This window comes from Runella sp. SP2, from assembly GCF_003711225.1.
Taxonomy (GTDB): Bacteria; Bacteroidota; Bacteroidia; order Cytophagales; family Spirosomataceae; genus Runella.
Genome location: NZ_CP031030.1, coordinates 6,658,517 through 6,679,910 on the forward strand (window position 1 = coordinate 6,658,517; position 21,394 = coordinate 6,679,910).

Below are 21,394 nucleotides of genomic sequence, written 5' to 3' on the forward strand. Positions count from 1 at the left end.
GTTATTGCAAGGGTTTAGGCTTTTTCTCGGTCGATTTGCCTTGGGAACCAATGCTAATTCGTAAACCAAAATCTTTGCCTTTACTTACGTCTTCGAGCGATACGAGCATTCCCCCTTTGGCTTTCCACGTAGTACGTTTGCCTTGTTTTGAATCGGGGGCGTATTTTCCCGACAAATAGGTGTCAAATTGATTGTACAAGCTTTGGGCATCATTGGCTTCGTTGAGGTAAATATCCACGCGGATGCCATTGAGGGCTTTGTTGTTGTCGAGGTAATAAAGAATATCAATCGCTTCAAAATTCTCAGTCTCGTGCGTGTAGCCTACGTGGTCGGTACTATCTTCAAATAGCTCAAACTTTTCTTCGGCCTTGATTTTACTCAACGGGTCGCCAAATTTAAAACCACGAAAATCGCCTCCTTGAGGCGTAATGACGAGCTTCAATAGCTCTGATTGATTGCTACTTACAACAGGTGTTTTGACGGCATTGGCGGTATCGGTAGCAGCTTTCTGTTCGGCCGTTTTTTCGTTACTTTTTCCACACGAAAACAAGATTGCGACAACGCCAGCCAAGACTAATAAGTAGGTGTATTTTGGGTAATAATGAGTCATTTCGTCCAAATTTGCTTAAAATCCCTGCTAAGTTAGGGCTAAATACACTTCTATACCAATGACTTACTTCTTTTTAATGGGAAACTAATACTTCGTTGGGCGAAAATCAGAACTCTCGGCCTATCGAAAAATAAGGACGCGCTTCGCCTAATTGATTGACTGAATAGTTGAGCCGTCCCACAAAATTATACCAAGTCACTACATCCAGCCCTATGCCAATACCCATCAAGGGGCGGTTGGCCAATGTGCTGTTGTTTAGTGCACTGTATTGGTTTCGGGTATAACCAAAATCGGCATAGATGTTGGGATAAATTGCCAACGGGAAGGTATTAAACTGACGCATTTTGATGAACTTACTCAAGTTAAATGTTCGGTTTAATAATTGGTAGCGTAAATTGGTTTTAGCTAAGGCAAATTGTTGACCATCAATGACGTACAGTTCATAGCCACGGACAAGGTCAGTACCGTATCCCAAACCCCGCGTCTGTAAAAAAGGCTGGAGGGCGGGGCCAGAAGTTTTGGCTTTGAGACTGTAACTGAAAAAGAGTTTTTTGCCTAGAGAGAAGTATTGGCCATAGTTAGCTGTAGCCTCCCATTGTTGAACATCATCGGAAGAAAAAAGTCCTAATCGGCTAAAAACTATGCCATAATAAAACCCTCTTAAAGGATATTGGACACGGTCGCGACGGTCGAAAAAATGCGAGTAGCTCAGCTGGAAATAACGCTGTTGTCGGCGACCTTCCAAAAAATAATTAGGATTTAGGCGTGCCACGGTATCGCTGAGGTTCGTATGCGAATATTGGGCGGTTATTGAATGAAAACCGTAGAACCGTGGTCGATAGGTAAAAGTAACGTAGGGGTTGAGCCGTTCGCGCATACGGCTGTCGCTCGGGAAAAAAATAAGTTTATCGGCACGGGTACGATAGGGCAAGGTTCGGTTGGTTAGCCGAATCATTCCGACGGTCATGCCTAGTTTTTGTTTTTTACCCAGATAAGGTCGCGAGTAATACAAATCAAGCCGAGGAATAAACCCAAACTCAGCGCGTAGCCGAAGGCGGTCGTTGTTGCCCGTTAGGTTTTGGTGTAAAATGTAAGTTCCGTAAATCGTGCGGCTTAGGTCGCGCCCGCGTTCGTACCACCATTCGTTGAAATTACGGTCGGCGAGTTCAAATACAGGAAAAGCCAGCAAATACCATTGTTCTTTGACAACGACTTCTAAGTCGATAGTCTGAGGAGTTGCAATGAGTTTTCCGTCGTCCGTATAAAAACTCAGTGCAGTGGTGTCATTGTCTAAGCGCTTTTTTTTTAGCTCTACCGTGATGAACAAGTTGGTATTGAGGATTTTGCGGCGGTCGTACTCCAGCAGCGAATCAAGCTTTTGTACCGTAATCACATCGCCTGGGCGCAGGTCCATTTCGCGGCGGATAATGTGCTCTCGGGTCCGAAAATTGCCCGTAAAAGTCACTTGTCGGACAAGGACGTGCTGGGTGGTGTCGCTGCTGCCAAACAGCGAAAGCCAAAAACTATGAAAAAGTGCGAGAAGGAGCATGAAAGGTACATTGTATTGAAATACATTGAAAAAGCATTTCGAATAGCAATTATTTACGGTACTGGAGTTTTTTCTAAAAAGAGAAAGTTTAATTCTTTAATTGAGGTGGCCGCAACTGCAAGAAAATCAATCCCACTCATTTCTCAATTGCTTTTGATATTCAAGGCCGTCAAGTTGTCTTTTCAAAGAACCAAAATGTTTACGAAGGCTTTTTGCATTTTTTTGTTTTTTTACCCGCTCAATGATAGCGTCCCTTTCTTTTTCGGGAGTAGTGTTTTTGATAATCGCAGTCATATATTTGAGGTTTTTTACAAAGATAATAACATTGTTGTTTACTCAATAAACCCATATTTAGCTTTTGCTTTGGCGCGTGATAAGGCATTGAAGTGCCACCATTCGGTCTGAATCGACGTAAATCCTGCCTTTAGCATAACGCGCCGTAGCAGCTTTCGGTTTTCGACTTGCTGTCGAGATAGCTTGCCCGATTTAAGCATTTCGGCTTCGCGTTTTGGTTCGGCGACTGCCCCAAAAAAATCAAAAATAGTGCCCATATCCAGCGGCTTGCCATTTTCGTCGGCGACTGTTAAGTCAACCGCACAGCCAAAGTTATGAATAGAGCCTTTGGCAGGGTCGGCCACAAAATCTTCGCGGCGATTGTAGGGCAAGTGACTCATCCGTGCCCAAAAAATCTTGGTAACACTCAGAGGACGAGCACCGTCGTACACCAACAACGTATAATTGGGCTTTTCTTGTTTTAAAAACTGATTGGCTTTCACCAATTTTTGGGCCGCCATGGGTTGCAAATAAGCGCGCTCTAAGTCGCCATAGACATCTTCTTTGATAAAGTTATCGGTCGTGGAGTACTTGAGTTCCACCTTGAGCGTCGGGTCGAGGGTTTGGATGTCCACTAGACCGTGTTTGATAAACTTTTTCTCCAATGTACCCACCTTTGTCTGGGCATAACCAGCCAACGAAAGGCTTACAAAAATCCACAGCGCAGCGATTCTTCTTCTCCTCTGAAACCAATAACTAATAATCGATACCCAATAACTGGTAACAGTCACCCCAGTAGCCCACTTTGCTTTTAAGAACGTATTATACATCAGGCGTTTGCTTTTTTGTCTCTAATCAATCTCAAAAGTAAGCAGAGTTTTAGCATCTTTTCTAAAAAAATGCGCAATAAAACGGTAATTATTGCCTGCTTTTGTGCTTTAAGTTATGAGTCTGTTCAAACAACTTAAAAAAATTACTAAACCAATGAAATCAAAACAAAAGACCTTATCGGTATCAAGACGTGATTTCGTGCAAAAGAGCGCCTTGGCCGTAGGTAGCTTTTTTATTGTACCCCGCCATGTGATTGGAAAGGGTTATACTGCACCATCTGACAAACTTAATTTGGCTGCCATCGGAGCAGGTGGCAAGGGGAACAGTGATATTTTTAATGCTTCCAATAAGGGTGTTAACAATGTAACGGCTCTTTGCGATGTGGATTTTAATAGTGCCTCTGTCGTCAAGTCTGTTGAGCGTTTCCCTAACGCAACGAAGTACAAAGATTGGCGCGTGATGTTTGAAAAAGAAGGAAAAAACATTGATGCCGTTACCATTTCTACACCTGACCACAACCACGCGGTGATTGCGATGGCAGCCATGCAATTGGGCAAGCACGTCTATGTACAAAAACCATTGACCCACAATATCTACGAAGCGCGTATGCTTACGGAAGCTGCTCGTAAGTACAAAGTGGTGACGCAGATGGGTAACCAAGGCGCGTCGAACCCTGCACAACTACAGATGGTTGAGTGGTTCAATAAAGGATTGGTAGGGCCTGTACATACGGTTCAAATTTGGACCAACCGTCCTGTTTGGCCACAAGGGATTCCTGTACCAACGGGTAAGCCTGACATGCCAGAAGGCATCGCTTGGGACCAGTGGGTAGGGCCTGCGCAGTGGGTTGACTATCACCCAGGCTATCACCCGTTCAAATGGCGCGGTTGGTGGAATTTCGGTACGGGCGCGTTGGGTGACATCGGTTGCCACACCATCGATACGCCGTTCCGTGTATTAGGTCTTAATTACCCAACGGAAGTAGAGTGTAGCATAGGTTCGGTATTCTTGAAAGACTGGAATCCAGAGTGGATTCCTGAAGGATGCCCGCCGTCGGCGTTGGTAGAAATTAAATTCCCTGCCACTGCGAAAAACAAGAGCCCATTGAAAATGGAATGGATGGACGGCGGTTTGCGTCCGTTCCACCCTGATTGGATTCCTGCCAACGAGCCACTTAGCACCGACGGAAACGGCGCGAACGGGGTGTTGATGATTGGTAGCAAGGGAATCATTGCCTGCGACATGTACGGCAACAATCCTAAGATTTATTACAAAAACGGCGACAAAGTAGAAATGGCGAAAGACAGCAAGTATGCTGCGCCAACAAACTTGCCAGAATACGGCCACCAAATCCACTGGACCGAGGCTTGTAAGGCAGGTTTTGGGAGCGACAAGCACAAAGGCTTGACGTCATCGTTTGATTACTCAGGACCACTTACTGAAACGGTATTGATGGGTAACTTGGCGATTCGTAGCTACATGCTTCGTAAACCACAAGGTAATGGCTTCGACTACTACGGTCGTAAGAAGTTGTTGTGGGATGGTAACAACATGAAGATTACCAACTTCGACGATGCGAACCAGTTTGTGTCGCGTCAGTACCGCGAAGGTTGGAAATTGGTGTAAGCTATTTCCCCGACGATGATAAACAAAACGCCCCCGTTTGCTTGGCAGACGGGGGCGTTTTGCTTTGTTACCCTTTCATCGTAATGCGCGAACGCGCACAGACGCCCCCGACGGGCGGGTTAAATTTCGATACGCTGACTTCGATGCTTTCTACGTTGGGGTAGGTGGCGCGTAGTCCTTCGATGATATTGTAGGCAATGTGCTCCAGCAGCCGACTTGGCTTGCTCATTACTTCTACCACCACTTTATATACCACTTCGTAATTGACCGTGTCGCGCAGGCGATCGAGGCGGGCGGCTTCTAAAAAATCGGTTTGGATGGTGACATCAATCGAAAACTTGTTGCCAATTTTTTGCTCCTCATCCGAAGTGCCGTGGTAAGCGAATATCTCAATTCCTTCTAATGCTACTGTTCCCAAAATAAAAGTGTGTAAAGATGAATGAAAGCAAACCTATGAGGTTTCACGGTACAACGTTAGCTAAACCTCATAGGTTTTTGGGGGTTAAATTTGGTCAAAGAATGAACCCTCTTGCTTCGGTTTTTGCTCTTCAGGAGTTGGTTCGTCGGTTGTTTCTTCGGCTACGGGCTCTTCCGTCATAGCCTCGGCCACTACTTCTTGTACGGCCTCTGGTGCAGCTTCTTCCACAGGAGGTTGACTTTCCACGATTTCTTCCACAATCTTCTCCGCTTCTAAGCGAGCTTGTTGGGTTTGCTCTCCTTGCAGAATGGCGTCTGATACTTGCGTTTTAAGGTCTTCAAGACGTTCTGCTACCGTATTTTGGGCAAATTTCTTTTCAAAACGCTCTACGCTGTCCACCGTATTGTTGGCGAGGGTTTTGAGCTGGACAATCAGGTTGTCGCGGTATTTCTCCATGGCTTTGAAATCACGTTCCTGATTTTTAAAATCATTCATGATTTCTTCGCGCACGTATTTTGCTTGGTTTTCGGCATCAATGACGAGCATATTCGACTTCTTCCGCGCTTCGTTGACGAGTTCTTCAGCTTTTTGGCGCGCGTCTTCGATATATTTTTCGGCGGCTGTTTTGGCCTGCTCGGTCATTTGCGTACTGGTATCTTCCGCCGTTTTGAGCATTCTAAACATCGTCAATTCTACTTCCCGAAGTTTGTTGAGCTCTTTTTCGGCTATTTCAAGCTGCATTTTTAGCATCTTGTTTTCGTTGAGCACGCGTTCCCATTCGTGTGACAAAGAGGCCAAAAAAGCATTTACTTCTTCTGCGTCGTATCCACGTAAGACTCTTTGGAAAGTATGTTGACGAATCTCAATCGGCGTGATTTTCATTGTCGTTGTTAGATTTATGCCTGATAATTTGGTGTTAATGTATGAAAAAATCCGCTAAAACACTCAAAAATGCCTTAAATATTGCCATTTAACCATTTTTTTCGTTCTAAAACGGCAGGTTCACTTTCTAATTCTTGCAGTTGGACTGTCCCGTCTCCCAAACTAACCATGTGTAAACCCACCCACGCGAGGGCATCGTTTAAGTGATTTTCGAGGGGTAAATTGCTCAAAATACAGTCGTTCCAGTACCACGGAAGCGCTTCCCCCGCAATTTCTTCAGCCACTGCTTGGTAGTCTTCCATCGTATATCCTACAAAAGGTATGCCAAATCTTTGCCATAAAGTGTACATAACGTCATCAAGTGACCGTTTGTGTCCGTGAATCTTGCGAATGGTTAAGTCAAGAATTAACGCTGCCAACGCCCCTTTATGATACACCGATACTTTTCGCTGCGGTATTCCCTTCTCGTAGCCGTCGAGCCACAAATCCCACGACGACTCTACCAGCGATTGTTGGGCATGACGGCTGTTCTCAAAATGGCGCTTCATGTAGGTTTGTAGCTCGCGATAGTAGCCTTCGTCATTGAAGACGCCCGAACGCCGCAAAAACAAATCACCGTAGTAGGTCGTCACTCCTTCGGCCACAAAGCAAGTCGTGAAGTAATTTTCTTTGGTAAAATCGTACGGCAGTAATTCTTTCGGCCGAATCCGAATGATGTTCCAAGCGTGAAATAGCTCGTGTGAGCTTACGCCGAGGAGGTCGAGGTACAGGCCATCGCCTTCATCGTCAGGGCCAAGGACGACCATCGTTGAGTGGCGGTGTTCAACGCCGTGGTAGTACGGTGTGGGTAAAATCAGGTTTAAAAAGTGATATTCGGGTTCGGGAAAAGAACCCATTGCGGCAATTTGGGCGGCCGAAAATTTCTGAAAATCCGCGACAATTTGCTCCCAATTGGGCTTGATATTTCCTTGCATCCAAACGTAAAACGTGGTATCCTGCACCTGATAAGTACGGTGTTGGAGCGTTTCGGAAGCCATCAAAGGGCTATCGACGAGTTCGTAATAATCTTTGGCGAACAGCGTTTTGGGCGCAGTCTGCTGCAATCCACAGGCAATTTGGTACGTATCGGGAATGGCAAGCTGAAGTGTACAAGATTGGTTCAAAAACGCATCGGCATAGACACAAAGATTTACAGGATTTACATACCAAAAGTCGTTATTGACGTAGCTACTTCCTGCATTTTGAACGTTGGCATAGTAGTTGTAACGAACCACCACTTCCGTTTCGGATCCCGTTTCTACCCGCCAGCGGTCTTTGGTAATTTTCCGATAAGTAAGTGGCTCATTATTTTTATTGAAAACTCCAAAACGCTGAATATTTTTGGCAAAATGCTGTAGCTCATACCTCCCAGGCCGCCAAGCAGGAAGTTGGATTTCGAGATATTCAGTTTCTACGTCGAGAAATGTACATTCGATTTCAATAAAACGGCTTTCTGGATTGGGGGATGATAGGAGATAATACATACGCTGCTGGTCAATGGAGGGGAATAAAACTAGGTAAAAATAGCAAAAAGCGCTTTCCAAAGTCAATTTGTAGTTTCTTTTCCAAAATAATAGTACCTTAAACGTAAATTCTTAACCCTACTTCTAAATGAAAAAAGGCTGCTTATTGGTAGGTTTTTTGGGAATACTTTTTGGTGTAATGGCGGTTGCCCAAAAACGTACTGTACCCCAATCCACTGACTCGTTGGTTCAGTTTTTAACTACGTCTCCCAAAGATACACTCTACCTGCAAGCACTTACTGATTATGCCTGGAAGAAAGTGGATGCGTCTGAGTACAAAGCAGGAGACTCGCTGGCGAAAGTACTGTTGACGTTGGCGCAGCAACTCAAAAACAAAAAGGGAGCGTTTGATTCGTACGATTTGCGGGGGCGGAGTGCGTACGTGCAAGGAAAATACAGTGAAGCGTTGGAGTTTTATAAAAAAACGTTGCAGTTGACTAAATCATCTTCGTTGGGGGCTTCGTCACAACAACGCGCTTTGACGAACGTAGGCATGATTCTTCATTTGATGGGGAACAACGAAGAGGGGTTGAAGTACGTGTTGGAATCTATCAAGATTTTTGAACGAGAGCGTTTACCCAAATTGTCAGGAAGTTCTCCTTACGATATTGCGGCGGCAATCTACCACCTTCAAGGTAAAAATGAGGTGGCACTGAAATACTTTCAGCAGAGTTTGGAAATCAAAACCAAGGAAAAGAATTACCGTGGATTGGCCGTTACCAACAACCGAATTGGGTCGTTGCTGGCCGAACAAAAAGAATACCAACGGGCCTTGTCTTACCTTCAAAAAGCCGATAGTTATGCGCAGCAAGCTAATTATGAGGCGATTATGGTGGATATTGCCATCAATTTATCGTCGGTGTACAGGGCTTTAAACAAACCAAAAGAAGATTTGGCAGCTTTAAAAAAAGGCGAGGAAAGTGCGAAAAGACTTAATCTTACGCATCACCTTGGGGCTATTTACGGGAATTTAGGCCAGTACTACCAATCTCAAAAACAGTTCGAGAAATCAGAAACGTATCTGAAAGACGCGTTATCGATTTTTAAAGAAATTGGCTCGCTCGAATACCAAGGCTATATCTATCAAGCCCTGAGAGAAATGTTTGTGGAAAAAGGGGATTATAAACAAGCTTATGAAAACCAACAAGTAGCCCAAAAACTGAGTGACTCGCTGTTTTCACAACAACAAAAAGCCCGCATGGACGAGTTGAGTATGAAGTTTGAAACCGAGCGAAAAGAGCAGCAAATCAAGCTATTACAAAAGGAATCGGAGCTTCAGTCGCAGCAAAACCGCCTGTGGCTCATCGGCGGGGGGCTGGCGTTGCTGTTGGCGTTGGTGAGCATTGTTTTTGTTATCAACCGCGCAAAGTATCGTCGTTTGCAGGAATCATTGCAGCTGCGCAACAAGATTGCTGCCGATTTGCACGACGAGATAGGAAGCACCCTGAGCAGTATTTCGCTGTTGAGTGGCCTGACCCAAAAGCAATTAGCAGCCAATCAGCCTCAAAAAGCGGAACAAATGGTGGATAAAATTAGCGCAGACGCGCGTCAAATGCTGGAGTCGATGGATGACATTGTGTGGACTATCAACCCCCGTAATGATTCAATGCAGCATTTGTTTACGCGTTTGCGGGAGTATGCCAAGCCGTTGGCGGAGTCGAAGGAGATTGCATTGGATTTTGTGACGGATGCCCAAGTGGAGGCGTTGAGTTTGCCATTGCAAGTGCGGCAAAATGTGTATTTGATTGTAAAAGAGGCGTTAAACAATGCGTTCAAATACGCGCAAGCGAGTAAGATAAGTGTTGAGTTTGGCAAGCAAAACGACCGACTGAACGTAGCCGTGATTGACAACGGCATAGGCTTTGACGTTGAGGCGGTCAATACGCGTAATGGGCTCAAAAACATGAAAAAACGGGCGGAGGAAATTGGCGGGACGTTGCTCATCATGAGCCAAGAAGGACAAAAATCAGAAGTAAAATTGCAATTTAACCTATAACTCATCCTTCGGTTATGCGCAGAAACAAAGTGTTAATGCCCCTCTTTTTTATTGTTTTTTTTGGGGGAACGATGATAGCCCAAATCCCTAATACGCGTGATTCGCTAGTGATGTATCTTAAAACTGCTCCCAAAGACAGCAACTACGTATGGGCGCTCAATCGCTACGCCAATAAGCTTCTCAATGAAACGGATGAATACGATAAAGTGGATTCTGTGCTAAAAATAGCCGAACCGTTAGCGCTAAAATATAACTACATCTTGGGAAAGTACGCCAACACGCGCGTGCGAGCTACGATGTACTATTATAAAACCGATTATGCCAAAGCGTTGGCTTATTTTCAAAAAGCGGTGGAAGAAGCTACACGTTTTCAGCTTCCTGGAAGCATATTATACGAAGCATACAGCAATGTTGTTACGTTGCATAATAGCCTAAACAACTACGATGAGGCGTTGAAAATGTCATTCAAGTGCCTTGAAATGCAAGAAAAATACAAACTCAAGCCGTATGCGAGTATTTATGCGGCCATTGGCGATGCACTCAAAGCCCTTCAGCGTCCGAAAGAGGCGCTTGCTTACGTCAAGAAAGCTATTGTGATAGACAATGAGCAAAAAAATTGGAAGAATGCAGCTATTCACAACAATTCGTTGGGAAATATCTATGATGACCTTTCTCAGCCTAAAGAGGCATTGAAGTATTTTAAATTGGCGCTTTCGCTCGCTAAAAAAGCAGAATTTTTACGCGGGCAAACCGATTATTTGGCAAATACTGGGAGAATGTACCAGCAACTCAAACAGCCCAAAGAGGCAATCCGTTACATGGAACAGTCGTTGCAGCTGGCCGAGCAGCTAGAGGCAGTGACTTCGGTGGCAGTTGCCAAATCAAACTTAGCGTCGGTTTATCGTGAAATAGACCAACCCGAACGGGCCGAAGCGTATTTGAAAGAAGCCCTGGCGCTTGCCAAGAAACAAAATGACGCCGTAAGTATTGCCGAATACCAAGAAAGCTTGTCTGCTTTATACGCCGATAATCAGTCATTTAAAAAAGCTTATCAAAACCTGCTCGAAAGTACAAACCTTGGCGATTCTACGGAAAAAGTGGCAACAGCTCAACAACTCCAAGAACTGATTGCGAAGTACGAAACAAAAGCCAAAGAGCAACAAATTCGGCTGCTCCAACAAGAATCGAAAATCAAAGATCAAGAACTTCTCCAAAACCGCCTGTGGCTCATCGGTGGAGGGCTGGCGTTGCTGTTGGCGTTGGTGAGCATTGTTTTTGTTATCAACCGCGCAAAGTATCGTCGTTTGCAGGAATCATTGCAGTTGCGCAACAAGATTGCGGCCGATTTGCACGACGAGATAGGAAGCACCCTGAGCAGTATTTCGCTGTTGAGTGGCCTGACCCAAAAGCAATTAGCAGCCAATCAGCCTCAAAAAGCGGAACAAATGGTGGGTAAAATTAGCGCAGACGCGCGTCAAATGCTGGAGTCGATGGATGACATTGTGTGGACCATCAACCCCCGTAATGATTCAATGCAGCATTTGTTTACGCGTTTGCGGGAGTATGCCAAGCCGCTAGCGGAGTCGAAGGAGATAACGTTGGATTTTGTGACGGATGCCCAAGTGGAGGCGTTGAGTTTGCCATTGCAAGTGAGGCAAAATGTGTATTTGATTGTAAAAGAGGCGCTAAACAATGCGTTCAAATACGCGCAAGCGAGCCAGATAAATGTCGAATTTAGAGGGCAGAGTGATGAATGGAACGTGGCAGTAATTGACAATGGAGTGGGTTTCGATACTGAGGCAGTGAGCTCTCGCAACGGGCTCAAAAACATGAAAAAAAGGGCGGAGGAAATTGGGGCTAATTTGCTTATTGAATCGGAGCTGCAAAAAGGGAGTGAAATACGTTTAAACTTCAAGAACTAAACCGTAAATCATATATTTATCCGATTTACAACGAGGCTATCGTCCTTTACCTTTGCCTAATAAACGAGAATTACCATGCCACGTATTTCGATTTATGACGACAACGATTCGTTTAGACATACCATCGCGCTCATCATTGAACTGAGCGATGACCTTGAGCTGGTAGGCTCGCATCCTGATGCTACGCGGGTCGTCGAAACTGTTCAAGTTGAAAAGCCCGACGTGGTTTTGATGGACATCGAAATGCCATCTCGAACGGGTATCGAGGCCGTGGCTTTATTGCAACAGTTGATTTCTCCGCCCAAAGTGCTGATGCTGACGGCTTACGAAGATACCGAAAACGTCTTTGCAGCCATCGAGACGGGGGCGGTGGGCTATTTACTAAAAAAAACACCCGCCGAAAAAATCATCGAAAGCATCGACGAAGTACTGCAAGGCGGCGCTGCCATGAGCCCGAGCATTGCGCTCAAAGTGCTGGGTGCTTTCCAAAAGCCCAAACAAAAAATAACCTACGACCTGACGCCCAAAGAAATGGAAGTGCTGCATCGCTTGGTCGAAGGCGACAGTTATAAGCTTATTGCGCACCACTGTCAAATTAGTATCAGTACCGTACAGACGCACATTATGCGGATTTACGAGAAACTTCAGGTCAACTCCAAAGGCGAAGCCATCAATAAAGCCCTTCGTGAAAATGTCATTCAGCTTGCTCGCTGACCGTTAACTCAATTCCTACGACCGTTTACTCAAAACCTATTCTCAAAAAATATACTTTTAGAGAATAGGTTTTTGTTGTAACGTGTTGTTTGATAGGTATTTATGTTTTTGTAAATATACGCGCGTAGTTCTACTGTCATATATTTATACGATTGACGAACCTATATAAATGGGCTATTTTTGTTCTACCCAATAGCAAAAACTATGCGCCGATTTCTACTGTTTTTGTGTTTTATCCTGAGCAAAATAATCTATGCTCAAAACTCTTCCTCTCAGGCCGTAAAGTTGTCGGGCGGGTTAAATGCCTACGCGGGACTTTACCAAGCCAGCGGCATTGACGCTCGCAACCAAACCACACCCTTCGGACTGAGCGGTTCGGTCAATGTGGCCTTGCCAGGAGGCGTCTCGTTGCCTTTTTCTATGGTGTTAGGAAACCAAGGAGCCAGCTTTCGTCAGCCTTTCAATCAGTTTGGCGTAAGTCCTACCTACAAATGGGCAACGGTTCATGCGGGGTATCGCAACGTCCAGTTTTCGCCTTTTACCTTGGCAGGACACACGTTTTTAGGAGGAGGTTTTGAGATAAATCCTGGAAAACTACGTCTGGGAGCAGTGTATGGGCGATTCAATAAAGCCATTTCGACCGACCTCGCCAACCCCGACCAAGCATTGCCTTCGTTTAAGCGGACGGGCTACGCCGTGAAATTGGGCTACGGGACGGCCTCCAACTACGTTGATTTGAATTTGCTCAATGCCGCCGACGACCAAAATTCCATCACCCCCAACGAGTCGATTGCACCTGCCCGTAACACAGTGATAGGGCTTACGTCGCGGTTTACGCTCGTAAAAAAAGTATCGTTTGAATTAGACGCTGCGGGGAGCGCCTACACCCGCGATACCCGCGCGCAGCTGATTCCGTTGGAACAAGGCTCATTGCTTAAAGCTTTCACCGTTTTTATGCCTGCCCAGCTCAGTACGCAGTTGACGACGGCTCTCCAAACGGCCGTGGGCTACCAAAACAAAGTGTTTGGCCTCAAACTCCAATACAAGCGCATTGATCCTAACTTCCAGACGATGGGCGCGTATTATTTCCAAAGCGACATTGTGAGCTATACCGTGGCACCGAGTTTCAATTTGATGAATAGCAAACTGCGGATTATGGGAAGTTTGGGAATTCAAAAAGATAATTTGGCCCAAAACAAAAACGCCCAAACGGGGCGCACGGTCGGTTCGGCGGTGGTGTCGTTCAACCCTTCGACGGCATTTGGGCTTGACTTGCAGTTTTCAAATTATGGCATTAGCCAACAAGCAGGGCTGCGACCCATCATCGACACGTTGCGGCTGGCACAAAACAACCTGAGTTTGATGGGAAACCTGCGTTATAACCTTCAAAATGAGTCCGTTTCTCACTTGTTTACGCTTACGGTTACGCACCAACAACTGTCAGATTTGAACCAAAATACCGCCGAGTTTACCCAAAACCAGAACCAAAACGTGAACTTGAGCTACTTCTTTACGCAATTGGAATCAGGGTTTGGAGTCAATGCCACGGCGAGTTATACCCAGACGTTTTTGCCCCAAAATCAAACGGTTCGTTTTTATGGGCCTACGGTAGGGATAAATCACACGTTACTGGATAAAAAACTGAACGTATCGGCCAGCGGAAGCTATTTGTTCAATCAACAATTAGGACAAAACGGCCAAGTCATTAATGGTTCGGCCAATGCGAGTTACCAGCTTGGCAAGCGCCAGAGCTTGAGTTTACAACTAGGATACCTTAACTCAAATACGGGACAACCCGATCAAAAATTCAATGAACTTAGAGGATCACTTGGTTATGGAATCTCGTTTTAAAAGCCCCCTAACCCGCGCGGCGTACCGTCCCAATGGGGGAATTGTTCGGTTCGTTTGCGGTACAAACCTTTGTTGGTTTGTCATAGGGATGATTTGCTGTGCTTTTTTAGCCCCCATTGGGGGTTGGGGGCAGCAAGTGCAGGTAACGGTCAACGTATTGCCGCCCTACAGCGCCTATTTGCAGGACTACCCAGGCCGAGGTAATCAAGTCCAAATCTTTGTGCGGAATACGACTTCGGCGGCGTTAGAAGTACGTTTTTTGGGAACGATTACGGGCGACAATGGCGTGCGGATTGCTACGCCCCAAAACTTTCGTCCGTTGGTGCCGCTGCGGTTGGCTCCCTTAGAAAACAAGCTACTGACGCGTGCGGACTTGGAAGGCTTGTTTGATTTGGGGCAAATTGAAGTCCAAGGCGTGGACAAAGCCCAACTTTACCGTGGAATGCCCCTGCCAGAAGGCAATTATCAGTTGTGTGTTCAAGCCTTCGACAACCGAAGCAGCCGTCCTCTGTCGGCCGATTTTCCGTTGGGTTGTAGCGGGTTGTTTACCCTCAGAAGCGTAGAACCTCCGATGCTCGTTAATCCCATTTGTGACAGTAAAGTCGCTGCCAATACGCCACAAAATGTCATTTTTTCGTGGACGCCACCCGTGGGGGTATCGCCCGCGCAGGTGAGTTACACGCTGCGAGTGATTGAATTACCCGATGTTCAGCCAGTAGCCGAAAATGTACTGAACAATCAATCCAATGTAATCAGCGGTTTCCCGAACAGCGGTCAGGATAAAAAGCCTACATCTAAACCTACCAAAATTGAAAAAACAGAAATTAAAGTAAATACGTCCAATGCTCTATTGGGATACGACCCCAACGTTTTTATTGATGCCGTAGTGCTGCCGCCATCGGGCGTAGAGGTTAAAAATATTCGGATAAACTCATTTTTATACGGCCCCAACCAGCCTGCCTTGAAGGTGGGAAAACGGTATGCCGTACGCGTTCAGGCGTTTGACGCTTCGCGAAAAATCAATTTTCTGAACGAAGGAAAAAGCCCCGTTTGCTATTTTACGTACGGAGAAGATACCATGCCATTTTTTCCATTAGGGCCTTCGTTTGCAGCCAATGATAGCACAGGAAAACCTAAGCCGATGGTCGTAAAATCTGGAAATATACCCGTCAATTGTTCTTGCAATGCGAGCGAAGTTTCTGATAACCAAGTGGATAACGAGGGTGTTCTGAAAAATAAATCGGCGACCATTGGGCTGTTTACTATGCAGTTGCTCGACAATGTAAAAGAAGTCAATGGCAAATTGAACGGCGATGGCATGATTCCCATTCCGATGGTCAACAGCCAATATGTTAAGCTGCGTGTTCGCCTTTACGATGTCCAATGCAACGCAGCGGGGCGGGTAATTGGCGGTATTGTGCGCGCCCGTTTGAGCAATAAAGCAAACCCTTCTTTGTTTCCTAACTACGATTCGCCTGACTATAAGCCGCCTACGCTTACTTCTAGTCAGATGGGGAACTTGAGCGAGTTTTTTGCTACCCAAAAAGACATGCTCGTTTCTTCCTTGAAAAATGCCAAAGAAAGCATTGGGTTTGAAGTGCCTTTTGGTATAGACAAATCGTTTGGCCCCGTCAATACAGTGATAGCCATTACCAACGTCACCTTTACGCCCAAAAATGCCTATTTTGACGCCAATACGTGGATAAAAGTAGCCAATAGCCAAGTGAATGGCATTCCGTTGAGTGGTTATAACATGTGTATGTCGCCCGACAAACCTTGCGGTGAAGGCATTTTGTACTTGGCCGAAAAAATGCAGTTGTCGCAGTTTTTTGCTCTAAAAGGAATGGACACCGCTCCGCCCAAAGGCCCGTTTGAAGGCCCAGATACCACCGTGGTAACGCACGTTGTTTTTGATGAAAATGGCTACAAACAACTGCGCGTTCATGGCCTGCTGACGCCGCCTGGTTTGGTCAATGCTGAAACCAACGGTCCCGTTGAAATCAGCGTCAATGCGGGTATGGTTAACTTTCAGAACTGGACGGCGCAGTTGTCGTTTCCTAAGTTTTATGTACAGGGCTTGAGCGATTTTAAGTTCGCGATGTTGCCTGGCAAACCTGCGCTGTATGACCACTCCGAAACCACTACGCCTGCCAAGCTGCCCGAGGGATATTTAGAAAACCCCGCGCTTGAATTGAATTTGTGGCAAGGACTTTATTTTCCCGAAATCAGCTTGGAACTCCCCGCTTTTATCAAACGGGCTGATGGCAAACCGCTGACCGTTGGCGTTAGTGATTTGATTTCTGACAACAACGGTTTTTCGGGAAAAGCGTTTGTTACAGGCATTCTGGACTTAGGAGATGGCTCGCTGGACAGCTGGTACTATTCAGTGGATGAGTTATCGGTGAGATTTTTGAAAAGCACTTTTCAAAAATCTCAAATGAAGGGAATGGTGGTCTTGCCGATTTTCAAAAGTAAGGTGGACAAGAATGGCCAACCTGTTGTGGACGAGAAAGGTAAACTTGTTTTTGATCAATCCTCCCAATTGCCCTACACTTGCACCCTTTCCAAAGATCCGCAAGCGGGTTCACTAGGGGTAGAGTTCAGCATTTCGCCCACCGACAAAATGCAAATGGATATTTGGAAAGCGCAATTAGACCTAAACGCCGACAGCAAAATTTTTGTTACGTATAATGCAGAAGGGTTTACCGCAGGGGCTGAATTGAATGGAAAGCTGGACATTGTTACCGATTATTTCAACTTCACAGCGGGCTCTTTTAAAGGATTGAAATTTCAATCTAAACCCGATTATTTTGGTCTAACCAGCCTAAAAATGGGTTCGGCTTCTCCCCAAAAATCCATGGCTGATTTTCCGCTTACCCTCACTGATTATAAATTGGTCAACAACGGTGGCGGTTCGATGGGGTTGAAGTTAATGGGTACACTCGACCTCACGGGCGATGGCGATAAGGGACTTTCGGCAGCGGGGGGCGCTACGATTCTTTTCAAAGTAGGAATGAAAAATGGCCGACCTGACTGGAGTTTTGACAAAATTCAGCCTAATGAAGTATATGTAGATGGCTATTTTGGACCCGTACACGTAGAAGGAGGATTGGCCTTTTTTGACAATGACCCAATTTATGGCAATGGGTTGAAGGGCAGTGTAAAGATGGATATAAATGATTTGTTTGGAGGGGAAGCCGTTGCTCAATTTGGTCGTACATTACCTGCGAAAGGAGATTTTCGGTATTGGTATGTACAGGCCGAAGCTAATTTGGGATCGGCGGCTATTCCTTTTGTTGGCCCGTTGGTACTCAGACGATTTGGAGGAGGGGTATATTCCAAATTAAGGAGAGATGATAAGGAAGGTAAGATTGTCTATATTCCCGATGCAAACATTGGACTGGGAATTAAAGCCAAAGTGGGTATCGGCTTGACTACACCTTCCGTATTTGAAATGGACGGGGGCTTGGACATCGCTTTTAATTCGGAAAAGGGGATTGATAAGATGACAATCGATGTTAGCGCCTGGTTGATTGGAGACAAAATGAACGCCTCCTTGGCTCAAGGTAGTGGAACTATCGACTACGATTTTAAAAATCATATTTTCTCTTCTAATCTCAACATGCACGCGGGCTACGACGTACCACCGCTCATCAGCCTCAGTGCCGATGTTAAAGATACCCGTTTATTGATAGACGGGGTCAAAGGTACTTGGTTTTTGTCATTGGGTATTCCCTCCAACCGCATAGGACTAAATGTTACGCTGGCGAAGCTTGGTAGTTTTGATTTTGGGTCATATTTTATGATGGGAAACTACACGCCAAAAGATGTGGGTGCGCTTCCGCCGCCGCCTTATGGGTTTGAAAAACGGCCAGGTATTTTGCAAGAATTGGGATACAAAGGAACCGCAGGAACTGTTTTTAAAGACAATTCTCCGATGTTGGCCTTTGGTGTTGGCTACAAATTGGGGGCAGATTTTGGCATTGGCCCTTTTCATTTACGCTACGACGGTGCCATTGGGTTTGACTTAGCCTTGGCCAAGAGCGAAGACAAATGCAACGGAAACACGCCTGGTATCAATGGCTGGTATGCCCAAGGTCAAATCTACGCTTATATGCACTTTGCGCTGGATTTGGACATTGATACGTGGGTGTATGAGGGAAGGTTTACGGTCGTAGAGCTAGAAGCCGCTGCTTTGTTGCGCGGAGGCATGGTCAATCCGATTTGGCTCAATGGGCACATTTTGCTCAAATATCGAGTGCTGGGCGGATTGGTAAAAGGACGCGTAAATCTTGAATTTTGGTATAACAAAGGCGAACGCTGCGAACCCGCTTACTCACCGCCCAACCCTTTTGCAGGGCAGCCACTCATTGCCTCGTTGGGGCCTTCTGGCACGAAGCAAAAAGTGTCCATTCTGTCGCCGTATTATGCGGAGTTTAACTATCCCGTAGAAACGGATTTGATTGTTGACCTCGAAATTCCTCAAGGACAAAAAGTGGAAGCAGGAGCACAGGGTACTGTTACGATGGGGCCAGGTGGGGTGCAGATTTTCCACCGTGAGTTTCGGCTTAAATTGAAAGAAAACTTCAACGCCATTGCGACTAGTGTACCCGCCGAATATGCCAATTGTAGCAAAGATAATTCGGGACGGTTTAGCTGGGGCAAGAACGAAGACGGTGATCCTAATTACAGTGCAACGTTTTACCGCAGTACGGCACTTTTGCCTAATTCAACGTATAAAATGTCGATGGGCGTGCAGGTTTTTATTAAAGACAACAGCGGCAAGGTAGTCCCTTATATTTTTAAAAACCAGACGGTAGAACAAACCGAAACTGTTGAGTTTGCGACGGGGCCTTGCATCAGTGTATTGTCTAAAGGGAGTGAAGATGACGCTACTGTGCTCACTTCGTATCCGTACGAAGGACAGCGGTATTTTATGAAAGGAGATGCCGCCTCGACTTTTATTAAGCTCAAAGCCAACTTGTCTTGCTGCCTGAAAAACCTCAATAGCGACGAATTTTATGATTTAAAAGTTCGACTCGTGCCGTTGGAAGGAGTCAAGTTTGCGGAGGTAAACGCTCCGAATGTATTGCTGGCCGATGCCAAATTTGACGGCGACAAAGTGAGCTATAAAATGCCGTTTGGCATCAAAAATAAGACTTTTTACCGCTTTGAATTGGTACGAATTCCGAAAGCCGATTTTGCCGAAAAAATGTACGCTGAAGCCCTGAAAGCCAAAGCCTCGGCCAAAAAAATCACAACGGCCAATATTTACGTAAGTACGGGTGCGAAAGGCTTCAATGGAAGCGTAGCCGCCGCTCAAACGTGGTCAACTTCGGGGAAATTTAATGCGCCAGGCGTTGGAGCGGGTGCAACTGCGAAGGCTGTCAACCAAAAATACGAGGACGTAATAACCGATTATACGGTGGTTTCTGAACAAGAGTACGAAAAAATTGCCCAAGGTTATGGTACTTCGTATAAGGTCAATACTGCCACAGAAAAGATGTTTAGTGACGGCAAGTTTTTCGTTCAAAAGTCAGTTGACAACCTTCAACAGCAACAAAAGCAAGAAGCCGCATTTTTCCAGAGCTTGGAATCGCGTTTGTACAAATACTACTTCAAAACCAGTGAGTTTAGTACGCTCAAGGAAAAGCTGATGGCCACGCAATTCCCTCCGACAGAAACGTCGTTTTGGGGTTTCCTTTCCGATGCCTTGACGACCAAAATGGTGTCCAAAGAAGGATTTGATACGTATGAGCTAAGAACCGAAAAACTGAGTAGTGAGATTGTAAGGCCACCTTTGGTGCTGCTTCGCGCCGACCCAACGAGCAATTGGTTTAAAAATATTGCCATTCCTGTAAGTCAATTGTTAGAACAGGTACGGCCTGATATTTATGACCCTACTGGGACAAATAAGCTATTCAGTGGCGCGTATGGGAAAGAAAACCCCGACAGTCCAAGTAAGGTTTTTGAGCGGGCTATGGTGTTTTTCAATACCATCAATGATGCGCCTCAGCAGCCTTTCAAAAATGAAGATATTGAAGCCCTTTTCCCTTCGGAAAAAAAGAAAAAATAAACGAACAATTGACTGAAAATTGAGAATTATGAAACCACTCGTCACATTGCTAATCGTTGTCGGATTTTTTTCAAACGCCTTGGCGCAGCCAGGTAAAAAAGCAACGGTGACATCGCCAGTCACCGCCGCTAAGACACCTGCCGTGAACTTAAATGTAGTAGAAATGAGCCTGATAGCTAATACGAATGCTACCAGTGCCGATTTAGATGGGTTTAATGTAGCCGATCAAGCGTTGGGTAAAAATGCTTTTGAGGCAAACCAAATCGTGGCTGATGCCAATAAGATGATGATTGAGAAAACCATTTTTGGCGACAATGTCCCCAAAAACTACGGCATCACTTATTGGTCGGACCCAGTCTTAAAATTGTACAACAAACACATTGCGCAAAAACTAGCAGAGCTTATTGAAGCAAATGATGATAAATACAACAGCAACAACCAGGGAATCAATGAGTACATCGCTTCAAAGGTCGCCGATCAGCTTGTTTTGGCGGCAACCAACAACGGGGCTTATGTAAATACGTTGTTAGAAAAGTGGAAAGGCGGCACGCTTGGCCCAGAAACGTTGGAAATGCTCAGAACAAAGACCAAAGAAAAGTTCAAAACGGAGACTTGGACGGCTGATTATCAGCAGCCTAACTATTTTAAAGATGAGTTGTTGGACATTCATTATCAAATGCCTTTTGACTACGTAACAGATAAGTCGAACGGATACTCCTCTACGAACAGCCCTGCCAATACCCGTGGCTTTTTCTTTATGGCTAGCCCAGGAGCGAATGCCAATTGCGCTATTGCGGTTATCATCACCAAAAGCCAAATAGAGATCAATAAAAGCAATAGCAAACTGACTCAGCTATTGCAATCGGCCAAGTGGGGAACGCTCTATCGTCCACTGTTGGACTACAAAAATCAAAGCGCCTTTTTTGACGTACATCAGGTAAGTTTAAATTGGTTACAGGCCATTACGTCGTCCAATCAAGGCGCCATCTTGTTTGATAAAGACCATAATTGCCCGTCGGAAATGGCTTACAGCATTGCCCAAAAAATCCGCTCTGCTTCGGTGTTTAACTCTGCTAAATAATTG

General features: G+C 45.5%; 13 protein-coding genes. 7 read left to right on the forward strand and 6 right to left on the reverse strand.

The window, feature by feature from the left end; genetic code table 11:
- Position 1: 1 nt before the first annotated feature.
- The 3 genes from DTQ70_RS26860 to DTQ70_RS26870 form a co-directional block, all read right to left on the reverse strand.
- The gene (locus tag DTQ70_RS26860) at positions 2-610 is read right to left on the reverse strand and encodes a hypothetical protein (protein ID WP_122933658.1); all 609 of its coding nucleotides are present in this window, start codon (positions 608-610) and stop codon (positions 2-4) included.
- Positions 611-716: 106 nt separating this feature from the next.
- Complete coding sequence (locus DTQ70_RS26865) at positions 717-2,159, reverse strand: BamA/TamA family outer membrane protein (RefSeq protein ID WP_122933659.1); 1,443 nt, start codon at positions 2,157-2,159, stop codon at positions 717-719.
- A 332-nt stretch (positions 2,160-2,491) separates the two neighbouring features.
- Positions 2,492-3,262 carry a M15 family metallopeptidase gene (locus tag DTQ70_RS26870; protein ID WP_122933660.1) on the reverse strand — a complete coding sequence of 257 codons (771 nt, stop codon included), beginning with the start codon at positions 3,260-3,262 and terminating at the stop codon, positions 2,492-2,494.
- A gap of 154 nt (positions 3,263-3,416) precedes the next feature.
- On the opposite strand from DTQ70_RS26870, the gene DTQ70_RS26875 reads away from it, so the two are divergent.
- On the forward strand, positions 3,417-4,889 hold the full coding sequence (locus DTQ70_RS26875) for a Gfo/Idh/MocA family protein (RefSeq protein WP_122934577.1): 1,473 nt from the start codon (positions 3,417-3,419) through the stop codon (positions 4,887-4,889).
- Between the two features lie 67 nt (positions 4,890-4,956).
- Here DTQ70_RS26875 and folB read toward each other — a convergent pair whose 3' ends face one another.
- From folB to DTQ70_RS26890, 3 genes are all read right to left on the reverse strand, one after another.
- Positions 4,957-5,307: a dihydroneopterin aldolase gene (folB, locus tag DTQ70_RS26880; RefSeq protein WP_028525015.1), complete on the reverse strand. Its 351-nt coding sequence runs from the start codon at positions 5,305-5,307 to the stop codon at positions 4,957-4,959.
- 84 nt (positions 5,308-5,391) lie between these two features.
- On the reverse strand, positions 5,392-6,189 hold the full coding sequence (locus tag DTQ70_RS26885) for a DivIVA domain-containing protein (RefSeq protein ID WP_122933661.1): 798 nt from the start codon (positions 6,187-6,189) through the stop codon (positions 5,392-5,394).
- A gap of 74 nt (positions 6,190-6,263) precedes the next feature.
- On the reverse strand, positions 6,264-7,712 hold the full coding sequence (locus DTQ70_RS26890; protein WP_122933662.1) for a M61 family metallopeptidase: 1,449 nt from the start codon (positions 7,710-7,712) through the stop codon (positions 6,264-6,266).
- Between the two features lie 127 nt (positions 7,713-7,839).
- Between DTQ70_RS26890 and DTQ70_RS26895 the strand changes: the two genes are divergently transcribed.
- From DTQ70_RS26895 to DTQ70_RS26920, 6 genes are all read left to right on the forward strand, one after another.
- Entirely contained in the window at positions 7,840-9,747 is a 1,908-nt protein-coding gene (locus tag DTQ70_RS26895; RefSeq protein WP_122933663.1) for a tetratricopeptide repeat protein, read from the forward strand.
- A 35-nt stretch (positions 9,748-9,782) separates the two neighbouring features.
- Complete coding sequence (locus tag DTQ70_RS26900; protein WP_164490229.1) at positions 9,783-11,669, forward strand: tetratricopeptide repeat protein; 1,887 nt, start codon at positions 9,783-9,785, stop codon at positions 11,667-11,669.
- 75 nt (positions 11,670-11,744) lie between these two features.
- A complete protein-coding gene (locus DTQ70_RS26905; protein WP_122933665.1) occupies positions 11,745-12,383 on the forward strand; it encodes a response regulator transcription factor in 639 nt (212 codons plus the stop codon).
- Between the two features lie 204 nt (positions 12,384-12,587).
- On the forward strand, positions 12,588-14,234 hold the full coding sequence (locus DTQ70_RS26910; RefSeq protein WP_122933666.1) for a hypothetical protein: 1,647 nt from the start codon (positions 12,588-12,590) through the stop codon (positions 14,232-14,234).
- Positions 14,194-20,310, forward strand: a complete 6,117-nt coding sequence (locus DTQ70_RS26915; protein WP_164490230.1) for a hypothetical protein — start codon at positions 14,194-14,196, stop codon at positions 20,308-20,310. Before DTQ70_RS26910 ends, DTQ70_RS26915 begins: the two co-directional genes overlap by 41 nt.
- A 28-nt stretch (positions 20,311-20,338) precedes the next feature.
- A complete protein-coding gene (locus tag DTQ70_RS26920) occupies positions 20,339-21,391 on the forward strand; it encodes a hypothetical protein (RefSeq protein WP_122933668.1) in 1,053 nt (350 codons plus the stop codon).
- Positions 21,392-21,394: the final 3 nt, after the last annotated feature.